Here is a 23,269-nt window from a genome sequence, read left to right as displayed (position 1 = left end):
CAGATTTTTCAAGGGAAGGCGCTCCCAACGCCTTCCCTTTCGTTTGAACGGTATTTGCATGCGACCATAAATGGCCGCAAAGAAAAAGCCCGGATCGCTCCGGGCTTTTTCTTCAATGGGTATAAATTTTGCAGGATTACTGCTGCTTGGCAGCCTTCTGAGCGTCTTCCAGCTTCTTGCGGGCTTCCTCGGCCTTTTTCTGCATGCTGTCCTGCAGGCTTTTCTGGCTTTCGGCAAGCTTGCTGTCGGAAATCGCCGGGCCGTCATAGGCAGCGCCGAAACCGGTCAGGGAAATCTTGATCGGGTTCGGAGCGCGGCGGAAGTTTACCGAGGTGAAGGTGACGTCGGTGCCCTTCTTCAACGAAGCGACCATCGCATCCGTTACCGGAACTTCCGCGGTGCACTTGTCGGGAAGGCAGACGGCGTAATCGAGCTTCTGACCCTTGCCGCCATCGACCTGCATGGTGATGCCGGGCGGAATGAGGCGGGCCGTCGGAACGGAGATCTGCAGAATCTTGCGGTTGACCTTGCCGTCGACCGAGATGAGGCCCACAGCCGTGACGAGCTGGCCGTTGTTTGCCATGATCAGGTTCTGCACGATGCAGATGTCGGCATCGTCCTGCTTGGTGCAGGTCTTGTACCAGCCGAGACGCGGCTGGTTAGGATCACCACCGCCATCGGCAGGAGCTGCATTGGACGCGTCCTGAGCAAAGGCGGCAGCCGGCATGGCCGCGCCGATCATGAGAGCCAGAGCAGAAAGACCTGCCCGCATTTTGTTGTCAGTCTTGAACATCATAGCGAAACCGCCTCCTGAAATCCGCTGCGGGACGACAGCGTGCCGTCCCATGCTATTCGGGTCAAACCGTCGTCCACCTGTCGAATGAATAAGGCAAATACATGACCCGAGAAACCCGGCACCCCTGTTACATCGCACTGGCACGGATATCCAGCTTTTCTTTGGTCTTTTCTGTTGAGTCCTAAGATTTCCGCAGTCGCGTGTTGAATTCGGCACGCTCATGATAATGTTCGGCCGAATCGTACCCTTACCGGAAAGGATGCCATGCAAGCGCTCCGGATCGCTGTCTTCCTGCTCTTCGCAACCTTGTGCAACGCCGCGGCGGCTCAGCCGCTTTATGGCATCGCCATGCACGGAGATCCGGCGTTGCCGGCGGACTTCAAGCATTTCCCTTACGTCAATCCGGACGTCAAAAAGGGCGGCCGCATCAGCTACGGCGTCGTCGGCACATTCGACAATCTCAATCCCTTCATTCTGAAGAGCATGCGCACGACGGCGCGGGGCATGTGGGACCCGGAATACGGCAATCTCGTCTATGAACCGCTGATGGTGCGCTCGCGCGACGAGCCTTTCACGCTTTATGGGCTGTTGGCACAGACCGTCGAATGGGACGAGAGCCGAAGCTATATTCAGTTCAACCTCAATCCCGATGCCAAGTGGTCGGATGGGCAGTCCGTGACGCCGGAAGACGTGATCTTTACCTTCCAGCTTCTCCGCGACAAAGGTCGCGTCCCGTTTTCATCCTGGCTTGAGACCGTCGCCAGCATGGAGAAGGTCGGCGAGCATAGCGTACTGATCCGCTTCAACGAGAAGGCGAATCGCGAAACGCCGCTCATTATCGCCTCTTCGCTGCCGATTCTGCCGAAGCACGCGATCGACACGGATAGTTTCGATCAGACCTCCCTTCGCATTCCTATCGGCTCCGCTCCCTACCGGATCAAGAGCATCGATCCCGGCCAGCGCATCGTCTTCGAGCGCCGTCGCGACTATTGGGGCAGGAACCTCCCGTCAAAGATCGGTATCGACAATTATGACGAAATCACCGTCAATTACTTCCTGCAGGACACGACGCTGTTCGAAGCTTTCAAGAAAGGCGATGTCGATATCTATCCCGACGGCAGCCCAGGCCATTGGCGGCAGGCTTACAATTTTCCTGCAGTAACTTCCGGCGCTATCATCAAGGACACCTTTACGCCAAAAACACCGAGCGGCATGCTCGGTTTCGTGTTCAATACGCGGCGGCCGATGTTTGCCGACAAGAACGTGCGCAAGGGACTGACGCTTGCCTTCGACTTCGAATGGATGAACCGCAATCTCTATTCGGGCGCCTATGCGCGCACGCAGAGCTATTGGCAGAATTCCGATCTTTCGTCCTTCGGCATTCCCGCGGATGCGCACGAACTCGCCATGCTGGGGCCAATCAAGGACCGCATCGATCCGGATGTCCTTGATGGCACCTATAAGCTGCCCGTCAGCGACGGTTCCGGGCGCGACCGCAATATCCTACGCAAGGTGGTAGCCCTGCTCAAGGAGGGTGGCTATACGATCCGCGGTGAGAAGATGGTCGATAAGAACGGCCGCCAGCTCAGCTTCGAAATATTGACCCAAAATGCAGATCAGGAGCGCATGGCAATTCCCTATCGCCGGTCACTGGAACTGCTAGGCATTGCGGTAACGATTCGTACGGTCGACGATTCGCAATATCAGCTCCGGACGATCAACTACGACTACGACATGATCATCAAGTCGTACCCTTCGTCGCTATCGCCGGGCATCGAGCAAATGGGGCGCTGGAGCTCCGCTGCCGCCAAGACTGAAGGCAGTCTCAATTTCGTCGGCGTCGCCGACCCTGATGTCGATACGCTGATATCGCATTTTCTCATGGCGCGTTCGGCCGAGGATTTCCGCGACGCCGTGCGTTCTTTCGATCGGATGCTGATTTCGGGATATTATCTAGTGCCGCTCTATCATATCGATCAGCAGTGGGCGGCGCGGCGCAGCCGCATCAGCCATCCCGATGTTCTGCCGCTTTACGGCTACTATTTGCCTGCGTGGTGGGATGCTTCGGTACAATAGTATCGCAATGGTTCCCTTTCGGTAACCGGTTGAAGCCATCGCCACAAAGCCCTAGATGGAGGGAACAGCCCGAAAAACCGAAAGGACGGAACCATGGAACGCATCACGATCGACATCGTCTCGGATGTCGTCTGCCCATGGTGCTATCTCGGCAAGGCTCGCCTGGAGCTCGCCATCGCCGAAATACAGGATGAAGTGGGTGTCGACCTCAACTGGCGGCCTTATCGCCTGAACCCCGACTATCCGCCCGAAGGCGTCGACCAGAAGAAGGCGCTCGAGCAAAAGCTTGGCGGCGCCGAACGCGTGGCGCAGGGGCACAAGATGCTGACCGAGCTCGGCCGCGAAGTGGGCATCAAGTTCGATTTTGACGCCATCAAGATCGGCCCGAACACGCTCGATGCCCATCGCCTCATCCATTGGGCGGTTACAGAAAGCCGCGAAAAGCAGGACAAGGTGGTGGACGCGCTCTTCAAGGCCAATTTCGAAGAGGGCCGCAATGTCGGCGATCATGCCGTGCTGCTCGATATCGCTGAAAAGGCCGGCCTTGATCGCTCCGTCATATCAACCCTGCTGGCCTCGGATGCGGACCGCGATCTCATCATCGGCGAAATCGACGCCGCCCAGAAGATCGGCGTCAACGGTGTGCCCTTCTTCATCTTCGATCAGCAATATGCCGTCAGCGGCGCGCAGACGCCGGATGTGCTCGCCGGTGCATTGCGGGATATCGCCAAGATAAAGGCGGAAGCGCGCGCCGGAATGAACTAAGCGGGATTCTGCGAATCGCCTATTGCAGAGGCGCAGACAAGCTTGGCGGGCTCCAGGTCTTTGCCAGCAATCCCGACGCCATCGCCCCGAAAGGCCTCTATCGCCTTGGCAGCACGTCGGTCGGATTATCGCTGGCAGCAACCAGAGGGCAGTATTCAGCGCCGCGCCGCACAGGAGCCGGACTGCCGCCTCGGGATCCAGCGCCATCTTGATATAGGCCTCGGCTTCCGCAAGCAGGCCTTGCCAGCCGCCGCGCGCCTGTGTGCCCATCTCCTTCCCCCGGCCATGTCACTTTTAAATTTCACATACGCTTCGTATTTGTAATATTGACATACGTCGCGTATATCCATATTTACATACGCGCCGTATATCAAATGAAGCCCCCGGCTTGGAGGCCTAGCGCGAGCTTGCATCTTACCATCTTTTACATCAACCCGAATGGAGCCGAATACCATGACGACACGTGACGCAATCTTCCCGAAGAATAGGCATGCGCTTTACCAGGAGCATGGCTATTCCGCCGCAATCCGTTCCGGCGATCTGCTGTTCGTCTCCGGTCAGGTCGGCAGCCGGTCAGATGGAAGCCCGGAACCGGATTTCGAAAAGCAGGTCCAGCTTGCCTTCGACAATCTGCAGGCAACGTTGGAAGCCGCGGGCTGCACCTTCGATGACATCGTCGATGTCACTACGTTCCACACCGATCCCGAGCGGCAGTTCGGCGCGATCATGGCTGTCAAGAATAGCATCTTCAAGGAAGAGCCCTATCCGAACTGGACCGCGATCGGCGTCAATTGGCTGGCGGGTTTCGATTTCGAAATCAAGGTCATTGCGCGCATTCCGAACATCACAGAAGCTGAGAAGCCTCAAGCCGCTTGAGAATTTCAAATATGGGCCGCAGCGGAAAACAAGCCACAGCGGGCCAAAGTCATGCCGAGACAATTGGCGCGGTCCGGTCCACCATCATTGCAGCGTTCGGGAAAGTCGCTATTTTTCATTGCCGATTGAACCGACGGATCGCCACAAATGAACACTTCTACCCGACCTGATCTGAGCGATATTAAACTTGGGGACTGGGTGGATCGCTTTTTGCCCCTCACCTTGCGGCCCTATATGCGGCTCGCACGTCTGGATCGGCCGGCCGGAATCTGGCTGACGCTTTTTCCCTGCTGGGCAGCACTGATCCAAGCTTCGCACGGTTTTCCCGATCTTCGTCCACTCATCATTTTCTCGCTCGGCGCGTTGCTAATGAGAAGTGCGGGCTCGACGGTCAACGACCTTGCAGATCGGAAATTCGACCGCCATGTCGAGCGGACCCGCTTCCGCCCCTTGGCAACCGGCCAAATCGGTGTGCCACAGGCAGTCATGTTCCTGACAGGGGAACTCGTATTAGCAGCTTCGCTTCTTCTCTTTCTGACGCCTTACACACGCCTCGTCGCCGTCTGCGTCATGCCGCTCGTCTTCGTCTATCCGCTCTGCAAACGCTTTACATATTGGCCCCAGGCCGTGCTCGGCGCGGCATTCAATTGGGGAATGTTGATGGCATGGTCGGAGATCACAGGCGAGATCCCTGCCGGTGCGCTTCTGATGTGGCTCGGAGCTATCGCATGGCAGATCGGCTACGATACGGTTTACGCCTATGTCGACGTCCGCGACGATGCAAGACTGGGTTTGAAATCGACCGCCATCCTGTTCGGCCAGCACGGCAAGGCGTGCATCGGCCTATTCTATGCCGTTGCCATTGCGGCATGGTCCACCGGTGGGTGGCTGACGGGCATGTCATTGCCCTATGCAGTCGGGATGCTCGTCATAGCCGCTTATCTCGGCTGGCAGATCTGGCGCCTCGATCTCTCACGTCCCGAGATCAGTTATCGGTTGTTTCTGGCGAATATTCTTACTGGCATATTATTGGCTGCGGCAGCCTTTGCTGGAACGGTGTAGCCTGCGCCAAAAGGAAGAGATGCGGATTTAAGGCTGAGAGCTCACCTTCTATTTCGCCAGCTCCGCCAACTGCGTCATGACCACAGCCGCACCCTGCAGCCGCTTTTCCGGCGTCGGCAGGTCACGGGTCAGGAATACGCTTTGGTCGGGGCGGATCTTGGCCATCGTGCCTTGCTTGGCGATGTAACCGACGAGGTTTGCCGGGTTGGGGAATTCCTTGTTGCGGAACTGCACGACGACGCCCTTCGGGCCGGCATCCAGCTTCTCGACATTGGCGATGCGGCAGAGCGACTTGATGTAGACGATCTTGAGCAGATGCTGCACCTCGATCGGAAGGGGGCCAAACCGGTCGATCATCTCGGCTCCGAAACCGTCGATCTCCTTCAGCTCGGTAATCTCGCCGAGACGACGATAGAGCGCCATGCGCAGATGCAGATCGGGCACGTAATCATCCGGGATCATGACCGGCGTGCCGACAGAAATCTGCGGTGACCAGCCGGTATCCTGGATTTCGTCGACGCCCTTAACCTCGGCGACGGCCTCCTCGAGCATCTGCTGGTAAAGCTCGAAACCGACCTCCTTGATGTGGCCGGACTGTTCCTCACCGAGGAGATTGCCGGCGCCGCGAATATCGAGATCGTGGCTTGCGAGCTGGAAACCGGCGCCGAGTGTATCCAGCGACTGCAGTACTTTGAGCCGGCGTTCCGCCGTCGTGGTCAGCACCTTGTTGACCGGCAGGGTGAAGAGCGCGAAGGCGCGCACTTTCGACCGACCGACACGGCCGCGGAGCTGATAGAGCTGCGCCAGGCCGAACATATCGGCGCGATGGACAATCAGGGTGTTGGCCGTCGGCACGTCCAGGCCGGATTCGACGATAGTCGTCGACAGCAGCACGTCATAACGGCCCTCATAGAAGGCATTCATGATGTCTTCCAGCTCGCCGGCCGGCATCTGGCCATGCGCGACGGCCACCTTCAGTTCCGGCACATCCGACTGCAGGAACGCATGGATATCGGCAAGGTCGGCAAGACGCGGGCAGACATAGAAGCTCTGGCCACCGCGATAGTGCTCGCGCATCAGCGTTTCGCGGATCACGAGGGAATCGAAGGGCGAAATAAAGGTGCGCACCGCCATGCGGTCGACCGGCGGGGTGGTGATGAGCGACAGTTCGCGCACACCGGTCATCGCCAGCTGCAAGGTGCGCGGGATCGGCGTCGCCGACAGCGTCAGCACATGCACGTCGCTCTTCAGCTCCTTGAGGCGCTCCTTGTGCTTGACGCCGAAATGCTGCTCCTCATCGATGATGAGCAGGCCGAGATTGGCGAACTTGATGCCGGCGCCGAGCAGCGCATGCGTGCCCACGACGATATCCGTCTTGCCCTCGGCGACTTCCTTCTTGGTCAGCGCCAGATCCTTGGCGCCCACAAGGCGCGATGCCTGCTGCACGCGGATCGGCAGGCCGCGGAAACGCTCGGAGAAAGTCTTGAAATGCTGGCGGGCAAGCAAGGTCGTCGGCACGACCACCGCGACCTGCACGCCATTCATGGCGGCCACGAAGGCGGCGCGGAGCGCCACTTCCGTCTTGCCGAAACCGACGTCGCCGCAGACGAGGCGATCCATCGGCCGGCCAGCGCCAAGATCCTCGCGCACCGCCTCGATGGCGTTCATCTGGTCGTCGGTTTCGTCATATGGGAAGCGCGCGGCGAATTCGTCATAGAGTCCCTCGGGCGAAGTCAGCACCGGCGCATGGCGCGTCAGGCGTTCGGCCGCAACGCGGATCAAGTCGCCAGCGATGTCGAGGAGGCGCTTCTTGAGCTTCGCCTTGCGCATCTGCCATGCGCCGCCGCCGAGCTTGTCGAGCTGCGCATCGGTGCCCTCGCCGCCAAAGCGCGAGAGCAGATCGATATTTTCAACCGGCAGGAACAGCTTGGCGTCGTCTGCATATTGCAGTTCAAGACAGGCATGCGGCGCGCCGGCAGCCTCGATGGTCTTGAGGCCAACGAAACGGCCAATGCCGTGCTCGGCATGAACGACGATCGAGCCTTCATCCAAGCCGGCCACTTCCGAGATGAAATCGGCGGCGCGCTTGCGGCGTTTGGAGCGGCGCACCATACGGTCGCCAAGAATATCCTGTTCGCCGATGATGACGAGATCGCCGGCCTCGAAGCCTGCCTCGAGGCTGAGCACGGCCGCGGCCGCCTCGCCTTTCGCCAGGCCGCTGAGTTCCTTAAAGGCTTCGATCGTCTTGATGCGCGCAAGGCCGTGTTCGGAAAGCACTTGCAGGAGGCGATCGAGCGAGCCTTCGGTCCAGGCGGAAATCAGCACCTTGCCGCCCGCAGCCCGCTTGTCGGCGATATGCTTCACGACGGCGTCGAAGACGTTGATGCGCTCGCTGTCGGCGTTATCGGTGGCGGAACGCGCCCAGCGCGGCCCCTGGCGGGCATCAAGCCCGATGACGCGACGCGCCTCGCCCTCGTGCTCATTGAAGGGTGAGATGCGGATGGCCCCGAAGGCATCGAGCGCATTGCCGAAAGCCTTGCCGTCGAGATAGAGCTGGCCCGGGGTCACGGGCTTATAGGGCGTGCCCTGTGCCATCTGTCCCTTGGCGGGCTGGCCGGATTGGAGGCGGGCGTCGTAATAGTCGAACACGAGCTTGGAACGCTCCTCGGCCGCCTCGCGCACGGTGTGATCCGTCACCAGCTGGAAGCCCTTGAGATAGTCAAAGACCGTCTCCAGCTTCTCGTAGAACAGCGGTAGCCAATGTTCCATACCGGCATAGCGGCGGCCTTCGGACACGGCGAGATAGAGCGCGTCGTCACGCGTGGCGGCGCCGAAGGCGGAGAGATAATTCTTGCGGAAGCGGCTGATCGTATCCGGCGTCAGCGTCACTTCGCTCATCGGATTGAGGTCGAGCGAACGCACCTGTCCTGTCGTACGTTGGCTCGCCGGATCGAAGCTGCGAATGCTCTCCAGCGTATCGCCGAAGAAATCCAGGCGCACCGGCTCTTCCGTGCCCGGCACAAAGACATCGAGAATACCGCCGCGCACGGCGTATTCACCGACCTCGCGCACGGTCGCGACACGATCGAAACCGTTGCGCTCCAGGCGGGTTGCGATATCGTCCATCCGCACCTGGTTGCCGGGCCGGGCAGAAAAGGCGAGGCTTTCGATGACGTCTTGCGGCGCCACCTTCTGCAGCATGGCATTGACGGTCACCAGCACGATTGCCGCATGCGGCTTGCGATGATGCGCGATCAGGCCGGACAAAGCCGCCAGGCGCCGGGCCGAGGTGTCGGAGCTTGGGGAAACGCGGTCATAGGGAAGGCAATCCCAAGCCGGCAAGGTGAGGACCGGAATTTCGGGCGCGATGAAGCCCAGCATCTGCTCGACATCGGCCATGTGCTGGCCGTCGGACATGACATAGGCGACCGGCTGGCCGGCCTTTGCTATCTCGGCAATCAGAAACGGCTCCAGGCCGGCGGGGACATGACCGATCGTCATCGGCTCGCTTGCGGCGAGCAGCTTCTTCGCGTCGAAACCGGGGATCATTTCGTTAATCCGAACCTTTCGGCGATCTCTTCGAAATCGGGCTTGTAGGAGGCCAGACGCTCAAAGAGCGGCGTCTGCAGATGCTGCGGCGTGGGTTCACTACCGAGGATCCACTTCAGGAGATCATTGTCCTCTTCGGCCATGATGCGCTCGAGCTCATCAAGATCGGCTTCAGCGAGGCCCGGCAGTTCGTTATCGGCAAACTGGCCGAAGACGAGATCCATCTCGCGGATGCCGCGATGCCAGCAACGGAAAAGGATGCGCCGACGGCGAGGATCGAGATCGGCACTGCTGAGGGTCAGCCCAGTCATCAAAAACACCTTTATGTTGATGCGTCTCTATAAAACCAGCGCTCAAAGGTGGGAACCGGTTTTTCAGAAAAAAGCACCTACGATGCAATTTTCCGGGGAGTGTTGACCTCAAAGGGATCGAGTTCTCCGCTGCCCCTTGCCAAATGCGCCCTGCCCGTCGCATTTTGCCGGCCATGCGTCCCGCGATCCTCGACCCGCTGTTTGCCTCCATCTCTTCGCTACCCGGTGTTGGGCCGAAGGTATCCGAACTGCTGGTTAAGCTGCTCGATCGCGAAACCCTCGACGATTGCCGCGTCATCGACCTGATTTTCCATGCGCCGCATTCCATCATCGATCGGCGCGAACAGCCCGGCATCGCGAGAGCGCCGCAGGGTGCTATCGTCACCATTACCGGCCGCGTCGATCGCCATCAGCCGCCGCCCAATCCGCGCAGCAACGTGCCCTATCGCGTCTATCTGCATGACGAAACGGGGGAGCTGGCGCTGGTCTTCTTTCGCGGCAAGGCGCAATGGCTCGAAAAGCAGTTGCCGATCGATGAGACCGTCACCGTCAGCGGCAAGGTCGACTGGTTCAACGGCCGACCGTCCATGGTGCACCCGGATTACATCATGCGCGAGAGCGAGGCGGAAAATCTGCCGCTGGTCGAACCCGTCTATCCGCTAACCGCCGGGCTTACACCGAAGTTCCTGCGCAAGACCATCGAGGCGGCGCTGCCGCGCATTCCGCAGTTGCCCGAGTGGGATGATATCGCCCTTACTCAAAAGCAGGGTTTTCCCTCGATCTCCGATGCCTTCCACATGCTGCATGCGCCAAGGGATGCGGCCGATATCGATGCGCAATCTCCCGCGCGTCGCCGCCTGGCCTATGACGAATTCCTGGCCGGGCAATTGTCGCTCTCGCTGGTGCGCCAAAGGCTGCGCAAGGTTGCGGGACAGCCGGTGCATGCAACTGGAGAAATCAGCGGCAAGATATTGGCATCCCTTCCTTTCTCGATGACGAGCAGTCAGCGTGATGCAGTTGCGGATATTCTCAAGGATATGGCGGGCACCGAGCGTATGCTTCGGCTGCTGCAGGGCGACGTCGGCGCGGGCAAAACTTTGGTGGCACTGATGGCGATCGCCGCCGTGATCGAAAGCGGCGGCCAGGCCGTGCTGATGGCGCCGACCGAGATTTTGGCACGACAGCACCATGCCACGATCTCAAAATTCGTAGCAAGTGCAAACCTTTCCGTTGAAGTTCTAACGGGCCGCACGAAGGGTCGCGAGCGAGATGCGATCCTGGAGCGCATTGCCTCCGGCCAAGCGCAGATCATCATCGGCACCCACGCTTTGTTCCAGGACAGCGTCACCTATACCAACCTCATGCTGGCGGTCGTCGACGAGCAGCATCGCTTCGGCGTTCACCAGCGTCTGCGCCTGACCGCGAAGGGCATCTCGCCCCACATGCTCGTCATGACCGCGACGCCGATTCCGCGAACGCTGGTTCTGGCCGCCTTTGGCGACATGGACGTTTCCAAGCTCAGCGAGAAGCCGGCGGGTCGCAAGCCAATCCAGACGATCACCATTCCGAACGAACGAACTGGCGATATCGTCGCGCGCCTGAGAAACGCGCTATCAGAAGGCAAAAAAGCCTATTGGATATGCCCCCTTGTGGAGGAATCCGAAGAATCCGATTTAGTGTCGGTGGAGGAACGGCATGAGACCTTGACCAAGGCGCTCGGCCCCGGCATCGGCCTCATCCATGGGCGAATGAGCGGCCCGGAGAAAGACGCCGTGATGTTGGCCTTCAAGAATGGCGAGATCCGTCTGCTGGTGGCTACGACCGTTGTCGAAGTGGGCGTCGACGTGCCGGATGCGACGATCATGGTCATCGAACATGCCGAGCGCTTCGGTCTGGCGCAGCTTCACCAGTTGCGCGGACGCGTCGGTCGCGGTGACGAAGCCTCGACCTGCATCCTTCTCTACAAGGGACCGCTCGGCGAAATCGGGCATGCGCGGCTGTCGATCATGCGCGAGACCGAGGACGGATTCCGGATTGCCGAAGAGGATTTGAAGCTGCGCGGCGAAGGCGAGCTTCTGGGCACGCGCCAGTCCGGCACACCAGGCTTCCGCATCGCCAGTCTCGAGGCTCACGCCGATCTTCTGGAAATCGCCCGCAAGGACGCAGCCTACCTGATCGAGCGCGATCCGGAGCTTACGAGCGAGCGCGGCACTGCGGTTCGCACCCTGCTCTATCTTTTCCGCCGCGACGAGGCGATCCGCTTTCTGCGGGCAGGCTGAGTGGATGGACGCGATTGCCGCGCCCATCCACGTCTTGATATTACTTGGCGGCAAGGCCGGGAATGGTGACCTGGAATAACTGGAACATGGTATCGACATCGGCGCCACTATCATCCTTGTAGGCGGCTCCGACCTGGAAACCGTCCTGGGTGATGAAGTCGTTGTCATTGGCGACGAACAGGAAATAGTCGTCCGGCAGCTTCGGATCCTGAACGCTGACGAGCGACATGGCCTCCCATTTTTCCGAGAGGTTGTTGCGGTCGTTCGGTGCGCCATTGTGCAGACCGAAGCGCGCAAGATCCGCGCTGTCGTTGATGTCGATGAACTGGCTGAGGACAGCCGGCTTGACGGAGGGATCGAGAGCGCCCTTCGGAGCGACAGCCGTATCGCCGTCGAACTTGCTGCCGGCAATATCGGTGGCAGCGGACACGTCGACAGCAACGATGCTGCGATAGAGGGACTTGTCGCCCTTCTGGCCATAGCCATTGTTGCTGTCGCGAGCGAGCATCAGGAAACTCGTCGGCGAGAGCGCCACGATTTCGCTCTGGGCGGCGACAGTCGTCTTGCCTTTGTCGTTGGTGAAGACAGGCAGAGGCACGACATATTCATGCACCAGTTTCAGATGATCGAGATCGGCAGCATCGTAAACCAGCGCGCGCGTGTTCTGCCTGGTCGAGCCGGAATCACCGCCATCCTGGCGCGTCGCGGACTGGAGCACCGCGATCAGGAACTTGCCGTCCGGAGTGAGGGACATCCCCTCGAAGCCCTGATTATTTTGGCGCCCGCTGGTCGGATCCTTCGGATCGGGCGCGGCTTCGCCGGGGCCGGGATTGTTCGAGGAAAAATTCACGGTGCCCTTGCGCATCGGCAGAAGCGCGGCGGGCGGTGCCGTGGCCGAGATCATGCGCCCATCCGCCGAGAAACGGTAGATGTAGGGACCGTATTCATCGCTGATGAACATCGAACCATCGGGCAGCCGGGCAATGGCTTCGTTGTCGAGCGAAATCTTGCCGTTCGGCGCCTGTGGCAAAAGCGGCATGCCGCCTTCCGCTGGCCGAACGCCGTTGGCGGGGTCAAGGCCAGTGGTTTCGTTGCCCTTGCTATCCTTCAACAGCAGCGTATCCGCGAGCTTGGCTTCGACGCCAGCCTGTTCCTTGCCGGCTGGAGGCGTTGCACCGGGAACAACCGGCGTCAGCTTGATATCGATCGTGTTGAGACGCGCCCGGTAATCGGTAGTGCCGGCGACATTGTAACCGCGGTCCGGCAGCAGCCACAGAGAACCCTTATAGGTGCCATCGGCATTGCGAACCCAACTCCCGGTATCGATCGACATGCCCGAGCCGGAACCGAATGTTTCACCGAACTTGTCGCGCAGATTGGCCGGGATGCGGCCGACGGCGACGCGGCCCTTGTTGACCAGCGTCACGCCTTCGAGCGTCACGGAATTATCCGCCAGCGCCATCACCGGCGCCGCGAAAACAAATGTGGCAAGCGCCGCCGTTAGCAGCGGCAAGCTCTTCGAACACATATATCTCAAGACAATATCCTCCTGATAAAACTGTTGTGGAGGCAACGACATCCATCTCCGGCCTGTTTCGGACCGCGTTGAAGAACCGCAGTTCGGTGCCCGTGCCCCGAACATTCGATGCTGAGATACATGCCATTATCTGCCCCGACCGACGATCTAAGGCGTCAATATGATAGAGGCATGACAATTCGCGCAAAACGCGAAGCTATTGATCCAACTATTGGAAGATGAGCAATTCTAGCTCAAAGAATTCATAGGAACCGGCTGCCGCAATTCCTTGGCCGCGACCAGCTCCTTATATTCCGGCGCCACGAGGCCCCCCGAGATCAGCAGTTTGGCGCCATCTTCAGGGCTCATATCGAGTACCGTGATCTTTTCGCGCGGAACGAAGACAAGGAAGCCAGCAGTCGGCACGGGCGTCGGCGGCAGGAAGACCGCCACCATGTCCTGACCCATGGCATTGAATTTCGAGGCGATCTCGCCTTTGGCATCTGTCGATATGAAGACCATAGACCAAAGGCCTGGGCTTGGATATTCGATCAGCCCCACCTTCTTGAACGAGGTGCCCTGCTCCTTCAGCACAGTCTCGAAGATCTGCTTGACGCTCTTATAGATGGTCCGCACCAGCGGCACGCGATTGACGATCGACTCACCGAAGCGGACGATGCTCTGGCCGATCAGGTTCTTGGCCAGAAAGCCGACGATCGTGATGAAGATCATCGCGATCACCAGGCCGGTGCCGGGTACGGCGAAGTTCAGATAGCTTTCGGGATCGTAGCGCGCGGGAATATAGGGGCGAACCCAGCTATCGGCCCAGTGGACGACGGACCAGGTCAGCCATAGCGTGATGGCAATCGGGGCACATATGATCAGGCCGGCCAGGAAATTGTTTCTAATCCGCGTAGTCACGGACATCTTGATGAGTTTTTCAGTCATTCGCCGCTCGAAAACTCCGTTCCGTCGCTACCGCTCCCCGGCAAATCCTCCCCACCATCTCCGTGAGCGAATCGTGCCAGAAATCGGCGCGGCATACAACCCGCTTGCCACGTCCGCGAGCCGAACAGGCGACCGGCTCACGACGACGTGACGGCAAGCGCGCGACGGAAGGGATCCTATTCCACGGTAACCGATTTGGCGAGATTGCGCGGCTGATCGACGTCCGTGCCCATGAACACGGCCGTATGATAGGCAAGCAGTTGAATCGGCAGGGAAAAAATGATCGGTGCTATGATCTCGTCCACGACCGGCAAGGTGATTGTCGCCATGGTCGGCAGCGTCGAAGCGGCAGCGCCAATTTCATCCGTGATGAAGATGATTCGACCGCCGCGCGCCGCGACTTCCTGCATGTTGGAAACGGTCTTGTCGAAGAAGCGGTCATGCGGGGCGATGACGATGACCGGCATGTTCTCGTCGATCAGCGCGATCGGCCCATGCTTCAATTCGCCGGCCGCATAGCCCTCTGCGTGAATGTAGGAAATCTCCTTGAGCTTCAGCGCGCCTTCCATGGCAAGCGGGAAGCTGGTGCCGCGGCCGAGATAGAGCACGTCCTTGAACTTCGATATCTCGCGCGAGAGGCTTTCCATCTGCGGCTGGATGAGATTGAGAACATTGGCCATGATACGCGGCATTTCGATGAGATGGTGCACCAGCTCCTTCTCATCCTCGGCACTGATCTTGCCGCGAGCGACACCGGCTCCGATCGCCAGCGAGGCGAGAACGGCAAGCTGGCAGGTGAATGCCTTGGTGGAGGCGACACCGATTTCCGGCCCCGCCATGATCGGAAACACCGCGTCGGATTCGCGCGCGATGGTCGATTCCCTGACGTTGACTACGGCGCCGATCTTGAGGCCGTTATCCCGGCAGTAGCGCAAAGACGCAAGCGTATCGGCCGTTTCGCCGGACTGCGAGATGAACAGGGCCGCCTGAGAGGGCGACAATGGCATTTCGCGATAACGGAACTCGGAGGCAACATCGATCTCGACCGGTAGCCGCGCATAGCGCTCGAACCAGTATTTGCCCACAAGGCCGGCGAGATAGGCGGTGCCGCAGGCTGATATAGCAAGACCGGAAACACTGCCGAAATCGATGGCCGAGACATCCGGGCGCACCCGATTGCTGGCGAAATCGACATAGTGGCTGAGCGCGTGGGAAATGACTTCCGGCTGCTCGTAGATTTCCTTTTCCATGAAATGGCGATGATTGCCCTTGTCGACCACATAGGCGGTCGCCTGGGAAATCTGCCGCGGCCGGCTCACCTCGTTGCCGTTGAAATCGAGGATGGTCGCGCCGGCATGGTTGACGATGGCGCAGTCACCGTCGACGAGATAGGTGATCTCGTTGGTGAAAGGCGCAAGCGCAATCGCATCCGAGCCGAGGAACATTTCGCCCTTACCGTGACCGACGGCAAGCGGCGGGCCGGAACGCGCCGCCATCAGCGTGCCGGGATCGTTCTGAAACATAACGGCCAATGCATAGGCGCCGGTCACGCGATTCAGCATTTTCAGCATGGCCGCCCGTGCGTCCATGCCCTCGCGGACATATTTGGCCAGAAGATGGGCGACGACTTCCGTATCGGTCTGCGAAGCAAACTCCTGCCCTTCGGCCTTCAGCTCTTCACGCAGCTCGGAGAAGTTCTCGATGATGCCATTGTGGACGACGGCAACGCCTTCGACGAAATGCGGATGGGCGTTGGTTTCATTCGGAACACCGTGGGTTGCCCAGCGCGTGTGCGCAATGCCCGTTGTGCCGGGCAACGGATCCGTCTCGAGACGCTTTTCCAGGTTGAAGAGCTTTCCCTCGGCACGACGACGATCCATCACGCCGTCATGGATCGTGGCAACACCCGCCGAATCATAGCCGCGGTACTCGAGCCGCCGCAGCGCGTCCACCAGGCGCTCCGCCACAGGCTTCGTTCCGACGATCCCAACAATACCGCACATACAGCTCTCCGTCCGGCCTCAGATATGAGGGCAGTTCCTAATCATTCCTGCAATTTTCTCAATTGGCATGACGGTCACTTTCGATTTCGGACCGTTACGTCAATGCGCGAAGGTCTAGTGGCCGCCCTTCTTCGCTGCCTTGATCGCAAGAGCTCGTTCGCGGATCGCCTTGGCCCGCTCCGGCTTTATTTCCTGGCGAGCCCGACCGAAGGCCAGCGCATCGGCCGGAACATCCTCGGTGATGACGCTGCCGGAGGCTATATATGCGCCGTCGCCTATGCGGATGGGCGCAACCAGCGACGAATTGGAACCGACGAAGGCGTTGGTACCGACATGCGTTTCATGCTTGTTGACGCCATCATAGTTGCAGGTGATCGTACCGGCGCCGATATTGCTGCCGGCCCCGATCGTCGCATCGCCGATATAGGTCAGGTGATTGACCTTGGCGCCCTCGCCGATCTTGCCGTTCTTGACCTCGCAGAAATTGCCGACCTTGGCGCCGCTGGCGAGATCCGTACCAGGGCGCAACCTTGCAAAGGGACCGACGGTAGCGCCGGCGCTGACACGCGCGCCCTCGATGTGGGAGAAGCCATGAATGACCGCACCGCCCTCGATCAAGGCGCCCGGACCGAAGACAACATTCGGCTCGATCAGCGCGTCCTGGCCGATCACGGTGTCATAGGCCAGGAATACGGTTTCCGGCGCGACCATGGTCACCCCAGACAGCATGAGCTCATGCCGGCGGCGCTCCTGCCAGAGGCGCTCGATGAAGGCGAGTTCGGCGCGGTTGTTGCAGCCGGTCATTTCGACCTCGGGCGCATCGACAGCAACGGCGCGGCCGCCCAGCGAGCGGGCGATCTCGACGAGATCGGTAAGGTAATATTCACCCTTGGCATTGTTGTTGCCGATGCGATCGAGAAACTCCAGCGCCTTGCGGCCATTGATCGCCATCAGTCCGCTATTGCACCACTTTATCGCAAGCTCGGCATCGGTTGCGTCCTTCGCTTCCCGAATGGCGATCAGCTCGCCATCCTTGACCAGCAATCGGCCATAGGCGTTGGGATGATCCGTATGAAAACCGATGACGACGATGTCGTTGCCGTCAGCCAGCCCCTGGCGGGCTGCACGAAGCGGCGCATCGGTCAGCAGAGGAACGTCTCCGTAAGCAACGATGATATCGTCATATCCGCGAGCAATCGCCTCGCGCGCGGCCAGCACCGCATGACCGGTGCCGAGGCGTTCCTTCTGAAGATAGGATTCGATGGCGATGCCGCCGATCGACGCTGCGGCGCTGACCTCATCCGCATTGCGCCCGACAACCAGAGCCGCCGCCGAAATCCCGGTCTTGGCGATCGCATCCATGACATGGGCGATCATCGGGCGCCCGGCAATCGGATGCAGGACCTTCGACATCGACGACTTCATGCGGGTACTGTCGCCGGCAGCGAGGATGATGGCGAGACAGCTGCGTTCCATTTAAAGCTCCGAGATATACGGTCAAGCGTGGCCTATGAGGCCAGGCGACTCCCCTCTTATCAACAAGTCGAGCGATGAACCACGGCGAAATTCAAGGTGATCTTCAGGCCTCGGCGAGAGCCTCGAAGGCTTCAAGGACGTGTTGACGTCCATCGATGATCACAAATTCCATCGCCTTATGGGCGGAAAGGCTGTCACGCGCCGCTATCGCGTCCACTATGGCCATATGCGTATCCGCAATATTGGCAAAGCCATTGGCAGACGGAGGGGCGCTCATGCGGAACATGCCAACGAGCGCGGCTTCGATAAGCCCACCCAGCGATCGCATGAACGGATTCTGCGATGCCTCGGTCACGGCAAGATGGAAATGCAGATCGGCGATAGCAAGACTGTCCGAGGTGTGTTGAGGCTCAGCCATGGCGGCGGCAAGGTTGCGAAGCAGTTCGATATCTTCCCGGCTGGCCCTTTCCGCCACGAGACTTGCGGCAAAGGGCTCGAACGCCATGCGTATGTCGTAAAGATGGAGAAGGAATTCCTTGTTGACCCCGCTCTCGAAATGCCAGTTCAGCACCTCGTTGTCGAACATGTTCCAATGGATCTTCTCGGTGACGCGCGTGCCGACACGCGCGCGCGGCACCACCAGTCCCTTCGCGGCCAAAGTCTTCATGCTTTCACGCAGGACCGTGCGGGATACCTTGAATCGTTGCAGAAGCTCGCTGTCGCCGGGAAGAATGCTTCCAATCGGAAATGCGCCCGAGACGATCGCCTTACCCAACTCATCGACCACCTGAGCGTGGCTCGTGCGCGATTTTCCTTCGGATTTTCCAGTCTCAAGCAATCGGTCTCGCAAGCGTTCCGTCCCTCCCTCAGACATATCGTCGGTTCAAGCGGGAAAGCAACAGAAGTCCCTTCTGCATCAGAATAAACGCAAACAGCAACAAGCCGATCAATATCTTCGTCCACCAGCTGGAAAGCGTTCCATCGAAGGTGATGTAGGTCTGAATCAAGCCCTGTATGAGAATTCCGATGAGTGTTCCTCCGACGAACCCCGCTCCTCCCGTCAGCAGTGTTCCGCCTATGACCACGGCAGCGATCGCGTCGAGTTCGACACCGACCGTGGCAAGCGAATATCCCGCCGAGGTATAAATGGAAAAAACGATTCCGGATAGACCAGCAAGAAAGCCGGACAGGGCGTAGATCTGGATCGTCGTTTTTCCGACCGGCACGCCCATCAGCACCGCGGTCTGAGCGCCACCGCCGAGAGCATAGACATTGGCACCGAAGCGGGTGCGCTGCGCCAGCACAATGCCACCGGCAAAGACGAGCAGCATGAGGCCGCCGATCAATGTCAGCCGGCCGCCGCCAGGCATCAGCCAATAGAGGTCGTTGAGCTGTGAATAGAAATCATGTTCGATCGGGATACTGTCGATCGAGAGCACGAAAGCAAAGCCGCGTGCCAGAAACATGCCGGCCAGCGTCACGATGAAAGGCGGCATGCTGAGATAGTGAATGATGGCTCCCATGCCGGCGCCGAAAATCGTCGTGATGACAAGGACGAGTACGAAAGCGATCAACGGATGGATCGCCGTGTCGCGCAGAATGACGGCCAGGAAAACGCCGGTAAAGGCAATGATCGAGCCGATGGAGAGGTCTATGCCACCAGAGATGATCACGAAGGTCATACCGACGGCGGCGATTCCCAAAAAGGCATTATCCGTTAATAGGTTGCTTACAACCCGCGTCGACAGCATGTTCGGATACTGCGTCACGCAGGCGACGTAAGCCAGGATGAAGATCAGGATGGTCGCCAGGAGCGGAAGATATTTCGAATTCACTTTGCCTGCTCCTTCTGCACCATCTGCCCTTCGCCTCTGCGGCGCCAGAAGAACGACGTGGCGGATTGCATTGCCGGCGACTGGATGACCAGAATGACGATGACGATGAGCGCCTTGATTACCAGATTGAATTCCGGCGGGAAGCCGGAGAGCAGGATGCCTGTATTGACCGATTGAATGATCATCGCGCCGATCAGCGAACCGACGATGCTGAAACGGCCGCCGAGCAGCGAATTGCCGCCGACCACGACAGCAAGGATCGCGTCCAGCTCAAGCCAAAGACCGGCATTGTTGGCGTCCGCGCCCTTGATGTCGGCCGTAACAATGATACCGGCAATGGAGGCGCACAGGCCGCTCAATGCATAGACCGCGATCAGGAGGACCGGCGTCCGGATACCGGACAGCGTGCTTGCGCGGCGGTTGATGCCTATGGCTTCGACCAGCATTCCAAGAGCCGTGCGCCGAACCAAAGCGATCACCACGAGCGCGGCGACGAGCCAGATCACGACAGGCATCGGCAAGGCGGCAAACGAGCCGCTGCCAAGAAAGATCAGCCCGTCATTGTTGAAAGTGAGGATCGTGCCCTCGGTGATCAATTGCGCGATGCCGCGGCCTGCCACCATCAGCACCAGCGTCGCGATGATCGGCTGGATATCGAGCGCGGCGACGAGAAAGCCGTTCCAGAGCCCACATGCCAGACCGATGCCGATCGTCAACAGCAGCGTATAGGAAAGCGAGTAGCCGGCAACGATCGACGACGCCGCGACAGCACCGCAGATCGCAATGACCGCGCCGACGGACAGATCGATCCCCTTGGTCGCGATGACCAACGTCATGCCGATGGCGAGCAATGCTACCGGTGCACCACGATTGAGTACGTCTATCAAGCTTCCGTATAGCCTTCCATTCTGAACTTCCAGATGAAAGAAATGCGGGAACATAATGAAATTCAACAGAAGAATAACAGCGAGCGCGATCAGCTGCGGCATCAGCCGAAGCAAGGAGGTTCCGATTGGCGAGCTCATGCGTCCTCCCGCGTCTTTTGAGCCGTGGCAATAGCCTCGACGATATTTCCGGCCGTTATCTCACTGCCGGTCAACTCGGCGATATGTTCGCGATCACGCAGGACGATGACGCGCGAACTATAGGCGACAAGCTCCTCGAGTTCGGATGAAATGACCACCAGGGACATTCCCTGCCGGCAAAGATCCTCGATCAACCGGATGATTTCCGCGTGCGCACCGACATCGATGCCGCGCGTCGGCTCATCCAGGATGAGTAAACTCGGATTGGTCGCCAGCCATCGCGCAAGGATCGCCTTCTGCTGGTTACCGCCCGAAAGAAGCCTGATCGGCTTTTCCCGATCGGTCGTGCGGATATCCAGCGCCTTGATATAGCGATCGGCGATGGCGTTCTGCTCGCCGCGCGGCAAGGGCCTTGCCCAGCCGCGCCTTGCCTGCAGCGCCATGACGATATTTTCGCGAATAGAGAGATCACCGATGATCCCATCGGTCTTGCGGTCTTCCGGGCAGAAGCCGAAACCGCTCTTGATCGCGGCGCGCGGGCTGGAAAGCGCAATGGTCTTGCCTTCGATCTTTGCCTCGCCACTGTCGGCGCGCTCGACGCCGAAAAGTACTTCGGCGGTTTCCGTACGTCCCGAGCCAAGCAGGCCGGCAATGCCGACCACTTCGCCGACGCGCACCTCCATATCGAAAGGCTTGATCTTGCCGCGCTTGCCGAAGTTCGTGAAGTGATATTTGACCGGGCCGCTTTCCGTCTCACTCTGCTTTATCGTGCTTTCGGTCTCGGCGAGTTCGCGGCCGAGCATCATGGCGATCAGCGTCTGCCGCGGAAGACCGGCCGCATCGCGCGTGCCGACCAGGCGACCGTTGCGGAGAACGGTGATGCGGTCGCAGATTTCGTAAACCTGTTCCAGGAAATGCGTGATGAAGACAATTCCCAGCCCACGCTGCTTCAATCGCCTGACGATACCGAACAGCATTTCGACTTCATGCGTATCCAGACTCGCAGTGGGCTCATCGAGAATGAGAACCTTACCGGACAGGTCCACGGCGCGGGCGATGGCGATCACCTGCTGAATGGCGACAGAAAAGCGGTCGAGCTGGTGGCTGACATCGATATCGAGCCCATATTGCGACAGCAGATCTCTGGCCATCCTATTCATGACGCGGCTGCTGACCATGCCGAACCGCCGTGGCTGGCGGCCCAGAAACAAGTTTTCCGCGACGCTCAGATTGGGCAGCAGGTTCACTTCCTGGTAGACGGTTCCGATACCGAGCTTCTGGGCGGCAAGCGTATCGTGCGGATCGATCTCGGCACCATCGAGGACCAGAGTACCCGCATCGCGACGATAAGCGCCGGTCATGCATTTGATCAAGGTCGATTTTCCGGCACCGTTCTCGCCGAGAAGCGCATGGACCTCGCCGCGCATCAATGTGAAATCGACGTGATCGAGAGCGGTCGAACCGGGGAAATATTTACAAAAACCTGTCGCTGTCAGAAGTCGCTCTACGTCGTGAGCCATGAAGCGCGAATTTCCTTGGAATAATCAAATTGCGAAAGCGATAGCCGGCGCATTCCGTGGATGCGCCGGCATCTTGCACAGGATATCGCACCGGCACGGCATTGCCGATCCAGTGCGAAAGGCTTTCGTCTTAGTAGCCGAGGTCCTTCTTCTGCTCGTAGACCTTCTGCGGATCATCGGCCTGGGTGTAGAGCTTGGATTCCGTCTGGATCCACTTCGGCGGCTCTTTCTTGGTCTTCAGGTAGGCATCGAGCGCATCGAAGGCCGGACCTGCCATGTTCGGCGTCAGCTCCACGGTCGCATTCGCTTCACCGGCAGCCATGGCCTTGAAGAGATCCGGAACCGAATCGACCGACACGGTCAGGATGTCCTTGCCGGGCTTCAGGCCGGCTTCCTTGATGGCCTGGATGGCGCCGACTGCCATATCGTCATTGTGAGCATAGAGCGCACAGATGTCCTTGCCGCCGTTCTCCGCCTTCAGGAAGCTTTCCATGACTTCCTTGCCCTTGGCGCGCGTGAAGTCGCCGGTCTGGCTGCGAACGATCTTCAGGTTATCGTGACCCTTGATGGCTTCCTCGAAGCCCTTCTTGCGGCCGATAGCCGGCGAGGAGCCGGTCGTGCCCTGCAGCTCGACGATATTGCACTTCTTGTCGCCGACTGTCTTTACAAGCCAGTCGCCGGCAACCTTGCCCTCATGAACCAGGTCGGACGTAACAGCGGTCAGATAGAGATCCTTCGGCGCGTTGACCGTGCGGTCAAGCAGAATGACCGGGATCTTCGCTTCCTTGGCTTCCTTCAGAACGGCATCCCAGCCGGTTTCGACGACGGGCGCCAGCAGGATCGCATCGACGCCCTGCGCGATGAAGGACCGGATCGCCTTGATCTGGTTTTCCTGCTTCTGCTGAGCATCGGCAAACTTGAGGTCGATGCCACGCTTTGAAGCTTCCTGCTTGGTCAGCGTCGTCTCAGCCGCGCGCCAGCCCGACTCCGAACCGATTTGCGAGAAGCCGACGACAAGCTGCTTTGCCGATGCCGACGTAAACATGCAGGCAGCAAGAATCGTAGCACTAACGAGTGCGGTCTTAAACTTCATGATTATCTCCCAATGGCCTATCTCCTTAGGCCCGCAGTCAAAAAATCATATAGTAATACTTTTGTAAATCGATATTCGATGATGCAGCGCAACAAAAAAGGGCGTTCGAAACGCCCTTTTCAACTTTGCCTGTTGGCCG

The 23,269-nt window shown here is 59.3% G+C and carries 17 protein-coding genes and 1 pseudogene; 5 read left to right on the top strand and 13 right to left on the bottom strand.

The features are described 5' to 3' along the window. Nucleotides 1-136 precede the first annotated feature (136 nt). Nucleotides 137-796, bottom strand: a complete 660-nt coding sequence (locus C7U61_RS09480) for an invasion associated locus B family protein (protein ID WP_069612158.1) — start codon at nucleotides 794-796, stop codon at nucleotides 137-139. Between the two features lie 264 nt (nucleotides 797-1,060). Between C7U61_RS09480 and C7U61_RS09475 the strand changes: the two genes are divergently transcribed. Next, nucleotides 1,061-2,872, top strand: a complete 1,812-nt coding sequence (locus tag C7U61_RS09475; RefSeq protein WP_106997846.1) for an extracellular solute-binding protein — start codon at nucleotides 1,061-1,063, stop codon at nucleotides 2,870-2,872. A 93-nt stretch (nucleotides 2,873-2,965) separates the two neighbouring features. Then, nucleotides 2,966-3,637 (top strand): DsbA family oxidoreductase, encoded by a 672-nt coding sequence (locus C7U61_RS09470; protein WP_106997845.1) that lies wholly within the window; start codon nucleotides 2,966-2,968, stop codon nucleotides 3,635-3,637. A 97-nt stretch (nucleotides 3,638-3,734) separates the two neighbouring features. Here C7U61_RS09470 and C7U61_RS19640 read toward each other — a convergent pair. After that, nucleotides 3,735-3,919 (bottom strand): annotated as a pseudogene (locus C7U61_RS19640) (TetR/AcrR family transcriptional regulator); the annotation flags it as partial. 171 nt (nucleotides 3,920-4,090) lie between these two features. On the opposite strand from C7U61_RS19640, the gene C7U61_RS09460 reads away from it, so the two are divergent. Together C7U61_RS09460 and ubiA are read left to right on the top strand one after the other, a co-directional pair. Further along, nucleotides 4,091-4,513, top strand: coding sequence for a RidA family protein (locus C7U61_RS09460; RefSeq protein ID WP_106997844.1), 423 nt, complete (start codon nucleotides 4,091-4,093; stop codon nucleotides 4,511-4,513). Between the two features lie 147 nt (nucleotides 4,514-4,660). Beyond that, complete coding sequence (gene ubiA, locus C7U61_RS09455) at nucleotides 4,661-5,575, top strand: 4-hydroxybenzoate octaprenyltransferase (protein WP_106997843.1); 915 nt, start codon at nucleotides 4,661-4,663, stop codon at nucleotides 5,573-5,575. Nucleotides 5,576-5,623: 48 nt separating this feature from the next. On the opposite strand, the gene mfd is transcribed toward ubiA, so the two are convergent. Further along, nucleotides 5,624-9,124 (bottom strand): transcription-repair coupling factor, encoded by a 3,501-nt coding sequence (mfd, locus tag C7U61_RS09450; RefSeq protein ID WP_106997842.1) that lies wholly within the window; start codon nucleotides 9,122-9,124, stop codon nucleotides 5,624-5,626. Then, entirely contained in the window at nucleotides 9,121-9,435 is a 315-nt protein-coding gene (locus C7U61_RS09445) for a succinate dehydrogenase assembly factor 2 (protein WP_106997841.1), read from the bottom strand. The genes mfd and C7U61_RS09445 overlap by 4 nt, the downstream gene beginning before the upstream one ends. Before the next feature lie 173 nt (nucleotides 9,436-9,608). Between C7U61_RS09445 and recG the strand changes: the two genes are divergently transcribed. Then, nucleotides 9,609-11,714 (top strand): ATP-dependent DNA helicase RecG, encoded by a 2,106-nt coding sequence (gene recG / locus C7U61_RS09440; RefSeq protein WP_106997944.1) that lies wholly within the window; start codon nucleotides 9,609-9,611, stop codon nucleotides 11,712-11,714. 40 nt (nucleotides 11,715-11,754) lie between these two features. On the opposite strand, the gene C7U61_RS09435 is transcribed toward recG, so the two are convergent. The 9 genes from C7U61_RS09435 to ytfQ form a co-directional block, all read right to left on the bottom strand. Further along, nucleotides 11,755-13,242, bottom strand: a complete 1,488-nt coding sequence (locus C7U61_RS09435; RefSeq protein WP_181315830.1) for an esterase-like activity of phytase family protein — start codon at nucleotides 13,240-13,242, stop codon at nucleotides 11,755-11,757. A 237-nt stretch (nucleotides 13,243-13,479) separates the two neighbouring features. After that, nucleotides 13,480-14,178, bottom strand: a complete 699-nt coding sequence (locus C7U61_RS09430) for a DUF502 domain-containing protein (RefSeq protein WP_106997839.1) — start codon at nucleotides 14,176-14,178, stop codon at nucleotides 13,480-13,482. A gap of 176 nt (nucleotides 14,179-14,354) precedes the next feature. Next, nucleotides 14,355-16,181: a glutamine--fructose-6-phosphate transaminase (isomerizing) gene (gene glmS, locus C7U61_RS09425; RefSeq protein WP_106997838.1), complete on the bottom strand. Its 1,827-nt coding sequence runs from the start codon at nucleotides 16,179-16,181 to the stop codon at nucleotides 14,355-14,357. A 114-nt stretch (nucleotides 16,182-16,295) separates the two neighbouring features. Then, nucleotides 16,296-17,657, bottom strand: coding sequence for a bifunctional UDP-N-acetylglucosamine diphosphorylase/glucosamine-1-phosphate N-acetyltransferase GlmU (glmU, locus tag C7U61_RS09420; RefSeq protein WP_106997837.1), 1,362 nt, complete (start codon nucleotides 17,655-17,657; stop codon nucleotides 16,296-16,298). Nucleotides 17,658-17,760: 103 nt separating this feature from the next. Then, entirely contained in the window at nucleotides 17,761-18,507 is a 747-nt protein-coding gene (locus tag C7U61_RS09415) for a FadR/GntR family transcriptional regulator (protein ID WP_106997836.1), read from the bottom strand. Between the two features lie 16 nt (nucleotides 18,508-18,523). After that, the gene (gene yjfF / locus C7U61_RS09410) at nucleotides 18,524-19,492 is read right to left on the bottom strand and encodes a galactofuranose ABC transporter, permease protein YjfF (RefSeq protein WP_106997835.1); all 969 of its coding nucleotides are present in this window, start codon (nucleotides 19,490-19,492) and stop codon (nucleotides 18,524-18,526) included. Continuing rightward, entirely contained in the window at nucleotides 19,489-20,517 is a 1,029-nt protein-coding gene (locus C7U61_RS09405; RefSeq protein ID WP_106997834.1) for an ABC transporter permease, read from the bottom strand. The genes yjfF and C7U61_RS09405 overlap by 4 nt, the downstream gene beginning before the upstream one ends. Further along, the gene (gene ytfR / locus C7U61_RS09400) at nucleotides 20,514-22,037 is read right to left on the bottom strand and encodes a galactofuranose ABC transporter, ATP-binding protein YtfR (RefSeq protein ID WP_106997833.1); all 1,524 of its coding nucleotides are present in this window, start codon (nucleotides 22,035-22,037) and stop codon (nucleotides 20,514-20,516) included. Before ytfR ends, C7U61_RS09405 begins: the two co-directional genes overlap by 4 nt. Nucleotides 22,038-22,167: 130 nt before the next feature. Next, entirely contained in the window at nucleotides 22,168-23,130 is a 963-nt protein-coding gene (gene ytfQ / locus C7U61_RS09395; protein ID WP_106997832.1) for a galactofuranose ABC transporter, galactofuranose-binding protein YtfQ, read from the bottom strand. Nucleotides 23,131-23,269 lie beyond the last annotated feature (139 nt).

The organism is Rhizobium sp. JAB6 (genome assembly GCF_003024605.1).
In the GTDB taxonomy this organism is placed as follows: domain Bacteria; phylum Pseudomonadota; class Alphaproteobacteria; order Rhizobiales; family Rhizobiaceae; genus Rhizobium.
The sequence above is the reverse complement of the archived record's forward strand: the minus strand, read 5'-3'. Positions and strand labels throughout refer to the sequence as shown.

Excerpts from the sequence above, each read along its gene's own strand:
- C7U61_RS09405 (WP_106997834.1), bottom strand. The coding sequence starts at position 20,517 with ATGAGCTCGCCAATCGGAACCTCCTTGCTTCGGCTGATGCCGCAGCTG.
- C7U61_RS09480 (WP_069612158.1), bottom strand. The coding sequence starts at position 796 with ATGATGTTCAAGACTGACAACAAAATGCGGGCAGGTCTTTCTGCTCTG.
- ytfR (WP_106997833.1), bottom strand. The coding sequence starts at position 22,037 with ATGGCTCACGACGTAGAGCGACTTCTGACAGCGACAGGTTTTTGTAAA.
- glmS (WP_106997838.1), bottom strand. The coding sequence starts at position 16,181 with ATGTGCGGTATTGTTGGGATCGTCGGAACGAAGCCTGTGGCGGAGCGC.
- ubiA (WP_106997843.1), top strand. The coding sequence starts at position 4,661 with ATGAACACTTCTACCCGACCTGATCTGAGCGATATTAAACTTGGGGAC.
- C7U61_RS09435 (WP_181315830.1), bottom strand. The coding sequence starts at position 13,242 with ATGTGTTCGAAGAGCTTGCCGCTGCTAACGGCGGCGCTTGCCACATTT.
- C7U61_RS09475 (WP_106997846.1), top strand. The coding sequence starts at position 1,061 with ATGCAAGCGCTCCGGATCGCTGTCTTCCTGCTCTTCGCAACCTTGTGC.
- ytfQ (WP_106997832.1), bottom strand. The coding sequence starts at position 23,130 with ATGAAGTTTAAGACCGCACTCGTTAGTGCTACGATTCTTGCTGCCTGC.
- C7U61_RS09430 (WP_106997839.1), bottom strand. The coding sequence starts at position 14,178 with ATGACTGAAAAACTCATCAAGATGTCCGTGACTACGCGGATTAGAAAC.
- C7U61_RS09445 (WP_106997841.1), bottom strand. The coding sequence starts at position 9,435 with ATGACTGGGCTGACCCTCAGCAGTGCCGATCTCGATCCTCGCCGTCGG.
- C7U61_RS09470 (WP_106997845.1), top strand. The coding sequence starts at position 2,966 with ATGGAACGCATCACGATCGACATCGTCTCGGATGTCGTCTGCCCATGG.
- mfd (WP_106997842.1), bottom strand. The coding sequence starts at position 9,124 with ATGATCCCCGGTTTCGACGCGAAGAAGCTGCTCGCCGCAAGCGAGCCG.
- recG (WP_106997944.1), top strand. The coding sequence starts at position 9,609 with ATGCGTCCCGCGATCCTCGACCCGCTGTTTGCCTCCATCTCTTCGCTA.
- glmU (WP_106997837.1), bottom strand. The coding sequence starts at position 17,657 with ATGGAACGCAGCTGTCTCGCCATCATCCTCGCTGCCGGCGACAGTACC.
- C7U61_RS09460 (WP_106997844.1), top strand. The coding sequence starts at position 4,091 with ATGACGACACGTGACGCAATCTTCCCGAAGAATAGGCATGCGCTTTAC.